The following is a 13086-nucleotide window of genomic DNA, read 5'->3' as shown; positions in this document are numbered from 1 at the left end:
GCAAAATGAGCAACGCATTTTCGAAGGAAGAGCGTGTCGCGTTCGAGCAGCTGCTCGAAGGCTTCAATGACATGCTCGTCATGTCGCGTCTGGTGAGCAAGTACACGACCGACCAGCAAGCAATGGAACGGTCGGCGAACATCATCTGGCGCCCGATGCCGTATATCGCCCAATCGTATTCGGGCACCGATATGACCGGCAACTTCAACTCGTATACCCAGCTGTCCGTGCCGGCGTCGATCAACACGCCGCGCTCGGTGCCGTGGACGATGACTGCGCTCGAGCTGCGCGATGCGCTGCAGGAGAACCGTCTCGGTGACGCTGCGAAGACGAAGCTGGCCTCGGACATCAACATCGCTGTGAATGGCGCTGTGACGTCGCTCGGTTCGCTGGTCGTGAAGCGCACATCGGCTGCCAGCGGCTTCGATGACGTTGCCGCGGTGGACTCAATCTACAACGAACAGGGCATCGGTGCTGACGACCGTTATGCCGCGTTCTCGTCGCGCGACTACAACTCGATGGCGAGTAACCTCGCTGGCCGTCAGACGATGGCCGGTCGTCCGGAAACTGCCTACGACAAGGCATACATCGGCGACGTGTCGAACTTCAGCGTGTTCAAGATGGACTACGCACCGCGCATCATCGCGGCCGCAGGTGGTGCCATCACGATCGGCGCGGCGAACCAGTATTACGTGCCGCAGGCGACAGTCGCTGCTTCGTATGGAGAGGTGACCAATGTCGACAACCGCTTCCAGACGATCCAGGTCAGTGCGACCGCTGGCGTGCAGCCGGGTGATTGCTTCCAGGTGGCGAACGTCGATTCGGTGCATCACATCACGAAGCAGGACACCGGCCAGCCGAAGACCTTCCGTGTGGTGACCGTCGTCGACGGAACCCACCTCCAGATCACGCCTCCGTTCATCAGCGGTCAGGGTGGTTCGAACGCCGAAATCTGCTATCAGAACATCAGCGCGACGCCGGCCAACGGCGCTGCAATCACCTGGCTGAACACGGCTGCGTCTGCGCTCAACCCGCACTGGAAGAAGTCCGCTGTCGAGCTGCTTCCGGGCCGCTTCGCACCGCCGACCGATGCTGGCGTGCAGGTGCTGCGTGCGACGACCGAGCAGGGTATCGAAATGGAGCTTGAGAAGTTTTACGACATCAAGACCAAGACGATCCTGTACCGCGCGGACGTGTTCTTCGGCGTCGCTGTGCTCAATACCGAGATGTGCGGTGTTGAGCTCTTCAATCAGGTCTGATCGCCGGCCAAATCAGGCCTTACAGGAGTTCGACATGCAAATCACCCGATCCACCGACTACGGCCAGAGCCCGGTCGGTCCCGGCGGCGGCGCCGGATACACGTACGAGCCGATTACGAAGCTCGTCGCAGCAGCGGCCGATGCCAACCCATCGCCCTATGCCGCGCAGAACAACGACTTCCTGATTGAGGTCGATGCTTCGAGCCAGAACGTGCAGGTTACGCTGCCTGCTGCGTCCGGCTCTAAAGGCCAGCACAAGATGATCAAGCGCAGCGACGCGGCGTTCGCGGCCGCTAACGCTGTCACGGTCATCACGGCTGATGGCTCCCTGATCGAAGGCGCGGCATCGCAGTCTCTGAACGCCCAGAACTCGGTCATTGAGCTCAAGTCGGACGGCACCGTGTGGCAGGTTATCGGTGGCTCGAACAGCGCCGCGTGGGGCCATGTGCAGCCGATCGCCAACATCGCGCCTGGCGCGTCGCCCTACACCTATACCGCACAGGCAGCGGGATCGGTGGTGGTGACGGGCGGCACGGTCAGCAACATTCAGCTCAAGCGCGGCGCAACGACCATCGCAATCGCTGCGGTATCGCCAGGCGTTGTGCCAGTGAGCACCGGTGACCAGGTCATCACGACGTATAGCGTTGTGCCAACGATGAGTTTCGTTCCGCGTTAAACCTCGCGGCGGCCTTCGGGCCGCTGCTCCCATTTCGGAGATCACAGGATGAATGGCCTCAAGTCAGCGACGATGCTTTATCGCAAGGGCACCGAAGAGCGCATTCACGGTGTGCACGTCGACAAGATCATCGTCGATGAACATGAGGTTCCGGATTACCTCGAGCAGGGCTGGTATCTGACGCCGACGGCTATGAAACAGGCGGCTGAAGCCGAAGCTGAGGCAGCGCGGATCGTCGTCGAGGCTGAAGCTGCGAAAGCGGCCGGCAAGCAGAAGCAGGCTGCCGGCGGCGATAAGCAACCTGCATAGAGGCGCGCGTGTCGACAAAGCTCGAACTCATCGAAGGGGCCTATGAGGAACTGGGCCTCGCTGGGTATGTGTTCGACCTTTCGCCTGACGAGATTACGACTGCGCTAAAGCGCTGCGACCGGATGGGTACCCAGTGGGACGCGCGCGGGATCCGGATTGGCTACAACATTCCGCCATCCGCAGATGCCAGTAGCACGAACGATGATGCTGGCATTCCTGACTGGTCGGAACAGGCATTCATCACGAATCTTGCTCTGCGTCTTGCGCCGACCATCGGCAAGCAGGTATCGCTGGACACGCGCATCGCTGCGCGGGACGGCTACAAGACATTGCTGATGGGCAATTACGAGATTCCCCAGATGCAGATGCCACGGCAGATGCCGATCGGTATGGGCAATCGGCGCAACACCAAAAACCAACAGTTTTTCGCGCCCGTCGATCGCGTCACCACGACGAACGACGCATTGCTCGAACCGAGCGGCGATCCGTGGCCGGATAGCAACTGAGGACCGCACATGTCGAACATCAATCAGCTGTCGTCGGATACCACGCCGCAGCTATCCGACCAGATCGCGATCTGGAATCAGAACTCTGGCCAGCCGCGCAAGGCCAGCCTGAGTTCGGTTCTGGCGCTGCTGCAGAGCGCGCTGACGTTGCCGAGCGGCATCCTCAGCGCTGCGAGCCTGTATGGACTGCGACGCACGCAAGCCGAGAATCTCGCACTCACGACGCTGCCCGCTGTCGTCGCGCCGTATGACGCGAACGGCAATAGCATCGTGAAAGTAGGTGGACAGGCGCTGACGCTCAATGTCGTCACGGGCCTGATGCAGGCAACGCGCACCATTCAGGCGCTCGACTTCTGGGTCGCGCTCGATGGCTCACTGCCGAATCCGCGTGTGCTCACGCTTCAGGTTCAGACGGGTCCGGTCGGCGGCACGTTGTACACCTCAGAGTTCCAGGCAGTGAAGGTCGGCACGGGTGTGGCGGACTGCTACAACTTCGCCGGCGTGCTGCAGAACCCGAACAACGTCAACAGTGTGATCAACACTGGCGACATCATTCAGCTTGTCGCGTCGGCCGATCAGGCGACGACGCTTGCAATTAACCGCGCGACGTTCGTCGTGCAGCCTCTCGATGGAGTCTGAACCATGCTCAATCAGCCTTTCTCGCCGGCCTATGAGCAGACCCAGGCAGTCACGGTGAGCTCGACGTCATCGCTCATCGGTATTGACCCGCTCGCCAAGGCGGTGCGCGTGCTCAACCCGAATGCGTTCCCTGTCTTCGTGCGCTGCTCGAACACTGCCGACGATTATCCGGCGACCATCAAGGATTATCCGATCGGCCCGAACTCGTCCGAGGTGATCACCAAGGCCGACACGCACGGTGCGATGTCGCTGTTTGCGACCGGAGCGAACACCGGGACCGTCTATGTGACGCCGGGTGAGGGCTTCCAGAGCGCGGCAGCCTGACGCGTTATGCAGATCCCGATCGCGAGCGGCGCGTATACGGACAGCGGGGCAGAGTTCCGCACGTCCTATCCGCGCAACCTTGTTCCCGTACTCAAGGAATCCGGTATCTCCCGGATGTTCCTGCGCTCGGCAGAGGGCCTGACGCGGTTCGATGTCGGCGCGGCCGCGCTCACCGGGTTTGACCGTGGCGGCATCAACTGGCAGGGCATGTGCTACCGCGTGATTGGGACAAATTTCGTCTCGGTGAGCTCAACCGGTGCAGTAAAGGTGCTGGGCCAACTTCCAAATGACGGTCTTCCTGTCTCGATGGCCTATGGATTTCCGAACCAGGGCATCGGAATCGTCAGCGCGAAGACCCTGTTTTTCTGGACGACGCAATTGCCTAGCGGGTCAACGCAAGGGTTGCCGACGCTTCAGCAGTGCATGGATGGAAACGTTGGGTCTCCCATTGATCTGCTCTGGATGGGTGGCTACTTCGTCCTGTTTGATGGCGCGTTTTCGTACGTCACCGACCTCAACAACCAGTTCAGCATCAATTCCCAGAAGTATGGGAGCGACTCGAACTCGCCAGATCCGCTCAATGGTGGACTGAAGTTCCGCAACGAGCTGTATCTGTGCAACCGGTACACGATCGCGGTGATGGACAACGTGGGCGGCACTGGATACCCGTTTCAGGAGAACGTCGGTGCGACGATCCAGAAGGGGGTCATCGGCCCGCAGGCCAAATGCATCACAAGCCAGGGCTTCGCCTTCGTCGGCAGTGCTGCGGACGAAGCGCCGAGCGTGTTCCTGTCCGTGGGCCTCGGAATTGCTCAACCGATCGCAACACGCGAAATCCAGATGGTGCTGGCCGGATACACTGAGGCCCAGCTGTATGGCGCGACGCTCGAATACCGCGCGGAGAAGGAACAGCAGTTCATCTATCTCCACCTGCCGAACCAGACCTTCGTCTACGACGTGATGGGCTCCCAGAACGCCAAGATGCCGCTCTGGTACATGCTCGATTCATCGGCAGACGGTAGCGGCGCGTGGCGCGCGTGGCACCCGGTCTATTGCTACGGCAAGTTCATATTCGGCGATAAGACCGATCAGCGCATGGGGTTTGTCGATCCGACTACCGCACAACAATATGGCGCTGATGCGCGCTGGCAGTTCGATACCGTCTTCGCCTACAACGGCGCGCGGGGGATCGTTGTCAATGCGCTCGAGCTGATCGGCACGTATGGTCGCTCGGCACTCAGCGAGAATGACACGATCAGCATGCAATACACGGACGACGGGCTGGTGTGGAGCAGACCGCAGTTCAAGTCGATGGGCATTCAGGGGCAGACCAAGAAGCGCGTCCAGTGGCGCCCGAAGCATTTCTTCCGCAACTTCCGTGGCTATCGGTTTGCGGGTTACAACGCGGCCCCGATCTCATTCGCTTCGCTCGAAGCTACCACTGAGCCGTTGGCAGCATGACCGATATCACGATCGCGACGTCGGCAGCGAACCGGAAAGAGCTGGCCGAGGCCTTTGGGCAGAACCAGTCCGCCGTGCGTCGCCTCGAGGCGATGACGACAGACATCAGGACAAACCTGCCCAATGCAATCGAGCAGAGCGGCGGTGCGGCGCTTCTTCTCTCGCTGCTCGTAAATGGTCAGGTCGCTCCGGTGCGCGGTGCACGCGATAGCCTGACTACGGCTCTGCTGCTCGCGGAATCGATGGCGAAGACGTCAGCGAGGCCGGATAGCGGGATGCAGGCGCTCATGCAGGGCAATGCATTCATCGCGCAGGCTCCCGGCGCATACAAGGCCACATCGCCCGGCGGCGTCTACCAGAAGGCATCCAGCACGGGCAATGCGCTCACTTCGGGCGTCATTGCGAACGCATGCAGCATTCCGCTTGCGGCCGGTACATGGGACGTCTCGGGCATCGTCGTTTTCAACTCTGGCGCGGCGACTGTTGTCGAGTCGATCACCGCCGGCGTTTCGTCGAATTCTGCAACGCTGGGGCCGCCCGATACCTATCAGCAGCAGCAGATGGCATTGAGCGGCACGCCCGCGTTCAACCTCTGGGCGCCATTGCTACGGATCGTGCTGGCCAATGCCGCCACGGTCTATCTGGTTGCCGAATCGACATTCACAACCTCGACTATGTCGGTCGATGGATACATTCAGGCGCGGCCCGCGTTCTAGGAGATCAACATGACCACGCAAGTGAACTGGGCCCAGCTCTGCCAGGTAGTCAACGCCGCGGCGCCGGCTCTCGTCTATGGTCCGGTGCCCGCGGGCTCGCAGGTATCGATCACTGCGGCAAGCGCATGGAACCCTGCCGGCGCGGCAGGATCGGCTGTCGTCGACCTCTTCATCATGCCGAATGGCGGCACTGCAGCCGATGCGACGCACGTAGATCGCGTATCGGTACCACCCGGCGCAGCGCTGTCGCTGACTAACGCGATCAACCAGAAGTTGACGGCAGGCATGGAACTATTCGCAGAAACCAACGGCGCGACGCTCACAATTTCGGGTGCGATCGCTTCGTAATACGCTATCGGTATTGAATTAACGATAGAAATGCAATATCGTTCGTGAGGCTGCCCATAGCCGCGTAATGGGCGTCGATTCCCTCCAGATTGCCCACGCGAGTTCAGTTCAACGGGCGGCGCGCCAATCCGGCAGCCGCGAAAAGCCATCACGAGATGGCGCGAACGGACTCCGTCGGCACGCATGCATTACTTCACCAAACTCGATTCAGGCATTGACGTCGCCCCGCTCGTTGCGGCGCTCGACGCGCATCCGGAACTGTGGGACGCCAACGGCTTCCGCAAGAACGGGCAGGGCACGCCGCATGCCCGCATGTCCGATATCTGGGTGCGCTACAACGACGTCGCGCCCTACGCCGCACGCGGCGATTACGCGGGCTTCAACGATGCCCACGTGCCGATCTGGTATCCGGCCTATGACGTCCTGCGCGCGGCGCTCGATCCGCTGCTTTTCCCGCTGATGCAGCGCGTGTCCGGCGAGATGCTGGGCGGCATCCTGATCACCCGCATTCCCGCCGGCGAAGCGATCGCACCGCACGTCGATCGCGGCTGGCATGTCGAGTACTACGACAAGTTCTATCTGTCGCTGCGCAGCGCCCCGGGCGCGATTTTCCAGTGTGGCGATGAGTTCATCAATCCCGAGCCGGGCGATCTGTACCACTTCGACAATCGCCTCGAGCACTGGGTGAAGAACGAAAGCGACAGCGATCGTATGACGCTGATCGTGTGTATCCGCGCAGATCGCCGCCGGTGGTCGCCATGCTGAATCTCGCTATCTCCCAGGCAGTCGTTGAGGCGATGGCGCAGTCGCGCAAGCCGGAAGTCGATCTGCACATCAAGCATTACTTCTCTGGTCGTGAGTATGCCAAGCAGATGACGCTTGAGGCTGGTAACTACGCCGAAACCCACGAGCATCTCTACGACCACATTTCCATTCTGGCGCAGGGAATCGTGACGGTAGAGATCGACGGCGCTGTGTCATATCACATCGGCCCGACTGCGATCGTCATTCCCGCGAACAAGAAACACCGGATCGACGCGATCACCGATTCGGTGTGGTTTTGCGTTCACGCCACCGACGAGACCGATCCCGACAAGGTCGATCGCGTCCTCGTTAAGGAGGGCTGATCATGCCATGGGGATTTGCAGCGGCCGCCGTCGGATCTGTCGCTGGAGCCGCAATCAGCTCGAGCGGTGCGCAAAGTGCTGCCGATACGCAGGCGGCGGCATCGCAAGCAGGCCAGCAGGTTCAACTTGGGGAATTCAACACCGTCCAGGGGCTGCTCGCGCCATATGTCAGTGCTGGCACCGGAGCAATGACGGGCTACAACAACACGCTCGACCAGTACGGCAACACGCTTACCCAGCTGGGCAACCTGACGGGCGCAAACGGAAGCGGGGCGCAGCAGACTGCAATTCAGGGTCTCACGCAGAACCCGATGTACACCAACGCGATGCGGCTTGGGCAGCAATCCATTCTGCAGAACGCGAGCGCGACCGGCAGCTTGCGTGGGGGCAACACCATCGCGTCGCTCGGCTACCTGCCGGGACAGGTTCTTTCGAACACGATGCAAACCCAGATCGGGAACCTTGGCGCATCGCTGACCGGTACGCAAGGACTGCTATCCGGGTATGGGAACCTGATCCAGCAAGGCGAAAGCGCTGCGGCCGGCACCGGCACGGCAGCGATGTCTACCGGCAACAACATCACGAATCTTCTCGGGCAGGCCGGTGCTGCGCAGGCTGGCGCGACGCTCGCGGGCGCAAATGCCGGCGCTGGTTCGCTCAACACCATTCTCGGCGGCAGCACGGGTTCGAGCGCGCTTGCAGCTATTCAGGCGGCAGCGGGCGGTCTTGGTAACGGCAGCGGCGGGAGTGGCGGATACGGCTTCACAAATCCTGGCTTCACGATGCCGGCGAACGACCCGACCTACGGGCTAAGCCCTACCTACGGATTAGGTTAAGGAACGTCCATGTCCGACATTTCGGCGACGCCGCCGCAGCCAGTCAATTACAGCGCGATGCTTCCGGATATCGATCCGCAGGCCGCGCTGCTGAAGTCCGCCAACATCCAGAATGTGCAGGCGCAAACCGGGCTGCTCGGTCAGCAGGCAAATCTCACGGGCGCACAGGCGAATCTGGCTGGCGTCCAGGGTGCTGTTCAGACCGTCGCCCTTCAGCGGCAGATGATGTATCCGCAGATGCTGCAGCAGGCGCTGGCAAATCCGACGCCGTCCAATTTCGCTGCGCTGACGTCGATGTTTCCCGACCAGCATGCCGGCCTTGCGGAAGGTTGGAACATGATCCATCAGCAGCAGCAACAGCAGCAGCTTGACGGCCCGAGCCGCGCATATGCGGCGCTCGTGAATGGGCGCCCGGATCTCGCGCAGCAGATCGTCGGGCAGCAGGTCACGGCACTCCAGAACTCCGGCACCGATCCGAGCAATCCGGTCTTCGCGAAGCAGATGCAGGATGCACAAACGATCAGCAAGCTGATCGATAGTGATCCGAAGGCGGCGCAGGGCTATCTCGGCGCCGCGCTATCCGCCGCGATGGGTCCGCAGGACTTCGCGTCGCACTTCTCGACGCTGATGACCGAGCCCGCGACGATCGGCAAGACGGCGGCCGAAGCGACGACGGCACAGGCGAATGCATCCGTCGCACCTGAGCAGGCGCAGGCCAACCTCGCGCAGACGCAAACGAACGTCCAGAACATCCAGAACCAGGTGCAGCAGCGCGTCGCCGCGTTCGGTCTTGATCAGCAGAAATTCCAAACCGATACCGCGATCCGTATGCAGCAGCTGCGGTACCAACAGATGGTGCCGAATATGGCATCCGGGATGGCCGAGCAGCAGGCGACTGCGGTTGCGCAATCGCAGCAGCTTCAGCAGTCTGCTGATCGCGCTACAGGCATTGCGAATCAGATTCAAGGTCTCGTGAGCAACGGCGCGTGGCAGCATGGCGGCATCGCCGGCAACGTGCAGATGACCCTGCAGGACGTGCTTGGCGGTCAGGACTCCGTCAACGACCTGAAGAAGGAATATGCATCGATGCGCGCGAGCGCAATCTTCGGGCAGATTCAGGGCGGCCGCACCACTGACAAGGATGCATCGATCATCCAGAAGGGCTTCCCTTCGGACAACGCCGATCCTGACCAGATCACGGCGTGGCTGAACTCATATGCGAACGTGCAGCGCCGTATGGCGCAATACAACGACGCGAAGGCCGACTGGATAAGCGCCGCTGGATCGATGGGCAAGTTGCCGCGCGATGGCAATGTGCTGGGCGTTCAGGTGCCAGCCGGAACCTCGTTCAACGACTTCATGGCACGCGGCCTGAAGGGCGCAACGAGCAATGTGACGCCGCCGAACGCAGCGCCTGGCGCAATGCCGCGCTATATGTCTTACGGGCAGTGAGATGGCCGACCAAACCGTCTTTCCGACCAGCTATAGCGACCCGGTCTATGCCGCAGCCGATCAGTCGGCATCGGCTGCCGTCGGCATTCCTAACGGGTGGCTGCAGAACATCCGCACTTTGGGCGAGAAATCGAATGCTGATCAGGTGAGCAGCGCAGGCGCGCGCACGCCGTACCAGATCACGCCGGATACACGGCAGGCGATCCTCAAGCAGACGGGCGTCGATCCGTATCTGAATCCGCAGACGGCGGCCTATGGCGCGGCCTATCTTCTCAAGCAGTCGATGGACCGCAACGGTGGAAATCCGATTCTCGCGACGGCGGAATATCACGGCGGCACGGATCCCAGCAACTGGGGCAATAAGACGATGGCCTACGTCAAGCGTGTGACGGGTGCATCGCCGAACAATGCAACGGCGACGCCATCGTTCATGCAGGATCAGGGCGGCGGCGCGCAGGGTGCTAACCCGTATCAGCTTCAGGCTGCGCCCGACACGTCGAACCTCGGTGTCGGCATGCCGAACACGAACGCACCGAGTCTCTCGAAGGTCTTCGCTGCCTATAAGGCAGGACAGATGGACCCGCAGTCGGCCGCCGAGTTCGAGCAGGACGTGCGGGGCGGCAAGGTGATGTTGCCGCAGGGCATGCAGCTCAACCCGACGGATACCGGCACTCAGGCGCCCGGCACGATCATCCAGACCGGGCCGAACGGACAGGACATTGGCGAGACGCCGCCGGCGGGACAGCAGCCGCAGCAGGGCACGCCCACGGTGCCACAGTCTGCCGGACAGGTGATACAAATCCCGGCTGGCGCCGTCTCGGCATTCAACAATGGACAGATGCCGCCCGACGTACGCGCGCAGATGCAGGCGGATATTCAGGCTGGCCGCGCGCAGCTGCCGCAAGGCGCGACGCTGACCGACCCGAATCAGGGGCCGCAATCACAAGGCTTTGCCGGTGACGTCGGGCGCCAGCTCGGGCTGACAGCACGCGATGCGATTCAGGCGGTGGGCAATACGGTCGGCCTGGGCTATGACCCGATCGCCGCGACGCTAAATCAGGTGGGTGCGCTGGTAGGCCATGATCCACAGATTGCACCACTTGGCGCGCAGGCAGCGGCGCTCGCGAACAAGCTCGGATTGCCGCAGCCGGTGGGCAATGTCGAGCGTGGCGTAAATGCGGCCGCGCAGGGCGTCGCGGAAGCTGGCACGTTTGCTGGTGCCGGACGTGCAGCGGCGGAAGTGCCGGGCATCGTTGGGCAGCTCGGCAAGACGTTTGGAGCCGATGCTGGCAAGCAGGCGGCAGCGATGGCAGCCGGTCAGGCTGCTTCGCAGCATGCCGCCGATGCAGGCTATTCGCCGGCGGCGCAGCTCGCTATCAATCTGGGCACGATGGCCCTCACCATGGGCGGCGTGAGCGCGCTCGAGGGGATGGCCGGTCAAGCATCGCCGGCAGTAGCCGCAGTTGCGCAGCGCATGTATGGCGCGACAAAAGCAGAAGCGCAAGCAGCAGCAGGCGGCGCTGAACGCGTTGAGCCGACGATGGGAAGCACCGCGCCTCAGGAGGGTGCGCCCGCAGCGCCGCCGACGGCCGCTCGCCCTGCAACGGCAAGTGCTGCGCCTGGGCAATTCAATGAGGTTCCGCCAACCGCGGCACCCATCAACGTCAATTCGAATGGCGTCGCTACGCCATCGCCCGCGACGGAAAGCGCCACTGCGGCCACTGCTGCTGCGCCCGTGCCAGCTGCCCAAGCGACTGCCGAAGCTGCGCCCGGACTTGGACCCGCAGCCAATGTCCAGTCACCGGAGCTCATGCAGCCGTCCGAGCTGGCCGCGCAGACCCGCAAAGCGGTCGGCGCTCAGGGCGCGCCTTTTGGACTCGGCAAGAATGCGGCGCGAGACATACTGGCAACACAGGCCGCGCCAGATCAGGCTGTCGTCGAAGCCGCGAACCGGCTCGGCGTGACGGATCTGCTCGATCCCGATCACATGACGACGAACCAGTCGTATCGAGAGCTCGCGCAGGCGATCAAATCAAACCCGGGTAGCCTGGCGGGTCAGGCGCAGACCGAGAACCTGCAGTCGCTCGGCCAGCGCGCGCAGGCGCTCATCGAGAAGGCTGGCGGCACGACTGATCTGAGCGAGCTGTCTGCCGAAGTCAAGAACCAGCATCAGGCGATCATCGATGGCCTCGGTGACACCGCAGAAAGCCTCTATGGCGAAGTCAATAAGGGAATTCCGGCTGGCACCGCCGCGCCGGCGCCGAATACGCTCGCCTTCATCAATCAGCGCCTCGAGGATCTCGGTGGGAACGCCAGGAACCTGACGGATGGCGAGCAGCGCCTATTGGCGCGCCTTACCCCGAAAGAGCAGCCGATGACCGTCGGCGGCCAGATGATCGACCCGCGCGATCTCGGGCTTGAGCCCGAGCTGCAGCAGCCGACGTACGCGCTGCTCGACAACGAGCGGCAGCATATCGGCATGGCGCTCGATGGGCAACTGAGCCCGTTTTCCAAATCGCCGGTACCGCTGCTCAAGAAGCTCTATGGCGAGCTCGCGCAGGATCAGGAGCAAGTCGCGGACGACATGGGTGTCGGCGATACCTACCGCACGGCCACGGCAACCGTGGCGATGCGCAAGAGCTACGAAGACGACATGACGAAGCTCTTCGGTCGCCAGCTTGGCGACTCGATCGTGGGCAAGCTCGGCACGGCCGTGCAATCTATGTCGAAGGGCGACGAGACGAAGTTCGTCAACCTGATGAAGCAGATCCCGGAGAACCTTCGCCAGAAGGCGGCGACGAGCGGCCTGCAATATGCCTTCGGCAATGCCACGAAAAACGGGACGCTCAATTTCAAATCGTTTGCTGACTGGATGGATGGCGTCAAGAAAAATTCAGGCGCCTTCAATGCGCTGATGGCGAGTCTGCCGGCCGACAGCCGCCGTCAGTTTCTCGACCTCGCGACGGTCTCGCGCGGCGTGGCGAACTCCCTGCGCGAAAACATTTCCACCGGGCGGATCATGGCCGCCCGGCAGGACCTCGGTACCGCTCCGGACGGCCTGATGTCCAAGGTGCTCGACAAAGGCCGTCAGGCGGCGATTGGTGCGGCGGTGACAGGCGGCGCGCACGTGGGTGGCCCGGTTGGCGCAGGCCTCGGTCACGCGATTGTCAGCGCGCTCACGCACGGCAAGCCAGACGTGATGAAGGCCGCCGACGAGCTGCTCGTATCGCCCGAGTTCACGCAGCTAGCGAAGTCCGGCGGCGCGCCCACCGAGCAACAGATCAAGGCTGCAGCGAACTCAGGCGCGATGCGGCGGTTTTACGCCCTCGCGAAAGAGGCTGCAGCACCAAACGATTCGGGGACGCGCGAGCGCTGGCTGGCTGGCGCGATCAATTCGGTACGGCAGGAAAACAATTCAAAATCGAACAGGTAA

At 62.2% G+C, this 13086-nt stretch carries 14 protein-coding genes; all 14 read left to right on the top strand.

Annotated elements, in window-relative coordinates; all coding sequences use genetic code 11:
* Positions 1-5: 5 nt before the first annotated feature.
* The 14 genes from B0G76_RS14005 to B0G76_RS13940 all read left to right on the top strand — a co-directional run bounded on the left by B0G76_RS14005 (position 6) and on the right by B0G76_RS13940 (position 13086).
* Complete coding sequence (locus tag B0G76_RS14005; protein WP_120292987.1) at positions 6-1259, top strand: P22 phage major capsid protein family protein; 1254 nt, start codon at positions 6-8, stop codon at positions 1257-1259.
* A 34-nt stretch (positions 1260-1293) separates the two neighbouring features.
* Positions 1294-1935 (top strand): hypothetical protein, encoded by a 642-nt coding sequence (locus B0G76_RS14000; RefSeq protein WP_120292985.1) that lies wholly within the window; start codon positions 1294-1296, stop codon positions 1933-1935.
* Between the two features lie 48 nt (positions 1936-1983).
* On the top strand, positions 1984-2244 hold the full coding sequence (locus tag B0G76_RS13995; protein WP_120292983.1) for a hypothetical protein: 261 nt from the start codon (positions 1984-1986) through the stop codon (positions 2242-2244).
* Positions 2245-2252: 8 nt separating this feature from the next.
* Complete coding sequence (locus B0G76_RS13990) at positions 2253-2750, top strand: packaged DNA stabilization gp4 family protein (RefSeq protein ID WP_183082046.1); 498 nt, start codon at positions 2253-2255, stop codon at positions 2748-2750.
* Positions 2751-2759: 9 nt separating this feature from the next.
* Positions 2760-3389, top strand: a complete 630-nt coding sequence (locus B0G76_RS13985; RefSeq protein WP_120292979.1) for a hypothetical protein — start codon at positions 2760-2762, stop codon at positions 3387-3389.
* A 3-nt stretch (positions 3390-3392) separates the two neighbouring features.
* Positions 3393-3713 (top strand): hypothetical protein, encoded by a 321-nt coding sequence (locus B0G76_RS13980; protein ID WP_120292977.1) that lies wholly within the window; start codon positions 3393-3395, stop codon positions 3711-3713.
* Between the two features lie 6 nt (positions 3714-3719).
* A complete protein-coding gene (locus B0G76_RS13975; RefSeq protein WP_120292975.1) occupies positions 3720-5174 on the top strand; it encodes a packaged DNA stabilization protein in 1455 nt (484 codons plus the stop codon).
* Positions 5171-5890 (top strand): hypothetical protein, encoded by a 720-nt coding sequence (locus B0G76_RS13970; protein WP_120292973.1) that lies wholly within the window; start codon positions 5171-5173, stop codon positions 5888-5890. Before B0G76_RS13975 ends, B0G76_RS13970 begins: the two co-directional genes overlap by 4 nt.
* Before the next feature lie 9 nt (positions 5891-5899).
* Positions 5900-6238 carry a hypothetical protein gene (locus B0G76_RS13965; RefSeq protein WP_120292971.1) on the top strand — a complete coding sequence of 113 codons (339 nt, stop codon included), beginning with the start codon at positions 5900-5902 and terminating at the stop codon, positions 6236-6238.
* A 183-nt stretch (positions 6239-6421) separates the two neighbouring features.
* Complete coding sequence (locus B0G76_RS13960; protein WP_120292969.1) at positions 6422-7003, top strand: aspartyl/asparaginyl beta-hydroxylase domain-containing protein; 582 nt, start codon at positions 6422-6424, stop codon at positions 7001-7003.
* Complete coding sequence (locus tag B0G76_RS13955) at positions 6997-7365, top strand: hypothetical protein (RefSeq protein WP_120292967.1); 369 nt, start codon at positions 6997-6999, stop codon at positions 7363-7365. Before B0G76_RS13960 ends, B0G76_RS13955 begins: the two co-directional genes overlap by 7 nt.
* A gap of 2 nt (positions 7366-7367) precedes the next feature.
* Positions 7368-8201, top strand: a complete 834-nt coding sequence (locus tag B0G76_RS13950) for a hypothetical protein (RefSeq protein WP_120292965.1) — start codon at positions 7368-7370, stop codon at positions 8199-8201.
* 9 nt (positions 8202-8210) lie between these two features.
* Entirely contained in the window at positions 8211-9653 is a 1443-nt protein-coding gene (locus B0G76_RS13945) for a hypothetical protein (protein ID WP_120292963.1), read from the top strand.
* 1 nt (position 9654) lies between these two features.
* A complete protein-coding gene (locus B0G76_RS13940) occupies positions 9655-13086 on the top strand; it encodes a lytic transglycosylase domain-containing protein (RefSeq protein WP_120292961.1) in 3432 nt (1143 codons plus the stop codon).

Source organism: Paraburkholderia sp. BL23I1N1, from assembly GCF_003610295.1.
Taxonomy (GTDB): Bacteria; Pseudomonadota; Gammaproteobacteria; order Burkholderiales; family Burkholderiaceae; genus Paraburkholderia.
This window is presented reverse-complemented; position numbering and strand designations above follow the sequence as displayed.

Bases quoted from the DNA above. Each gene is read 5' to 3' on its own strand.
- B0G76_RS14005 (WP_120292987.1), top strand. From the start codon at position 6: ATGAGCAACGCATTTTCGAAGGAAGAGCGTGTCGCGTTCGAGCAGCTG.
- B0G76_RS14000 (WP_120292985.1), top strand. From the start codon at position 1,294: ATGCAAATCACCCGATCCACCGACTACGGCCAGAGCCCGGTCGGTCCC.
- B0G76_RS13995 (WP_120292983.1), top strand. From the start codon at position 1,984: ATGAATGGCCTCAAGTCAGCGACGATGCTTTATCGCAAGGGCACCGAA.
- B0G76_RS13985 (WP_120292979.1), top strand. From the start codon at position 2,760: ATGTCGAACATCAATCAGCTGTCGTCGGATACCACGCCGCAGCTATCC.
- B0G76_RS13980 (WP_120292977.1), top strand. From the start codon at position 3,393: ATGCTCAATCAGCCTTTCTCGCCGGCCTATGAGCAGACCCAGGCAGTC.
- B0G76_RS13975 (WP_120292975.1), top strand. From the start codon at position 3,720: ATGCAGATCCCGATCGCGAGCGGCGCGTATACGGACAGCGGGGCAGAG.
- B0G76_RS13970 (WP_120292973.1), top strand. From the start codon at position 5,171: ATGACCGATATCACGATCGCGACGTCGGCAGCGAACCGGAAAGAGCTG.
- B0G76_RS13965 (WP_120292971.1), top strand. From the start codon at position 5,900: ATGACCACGCAAGTGAACTGGGCCCAGCTCTGCCAGGTAGTCAACGCC.
- B0G76_RS13960 (WP_120292969.1), top strand. From the start codon at position 6,422: ATGCATTACTTCACCAAACTCGATTCAGGCATTGACGTCGCCCCGCTC.
- B0G76_RS13955 (WP_120292967.1), top strand. From the start codon at position 6,997: ATGCTGAATCTCGCTATCTCCCAGGCAGTCGTTGAGGCGATGGCGCAG.
- B0G76_RS13950 (WP_120292965.1), top strand. From the start codon at position 7,368: ATGCCATGGGGATTTGCAGCGGCCGCCGTCGGATCTGTCGCTGGAGCC.
- B0G76_RS13945 (WP_120292963.1), top strand. From the start codon at position 8,211: ATGTCCGACATTTCGGCGACGCCGCCGCAGCCAGTCAATTACAGCGCG.
- B0G76_RS13940 (WP_120292961.1), top strand. From the start codon at position 9,655: ATGGCCGACCAAACCGTCTTTCCGACCAGCTATAGCGACCCGGTCTAT.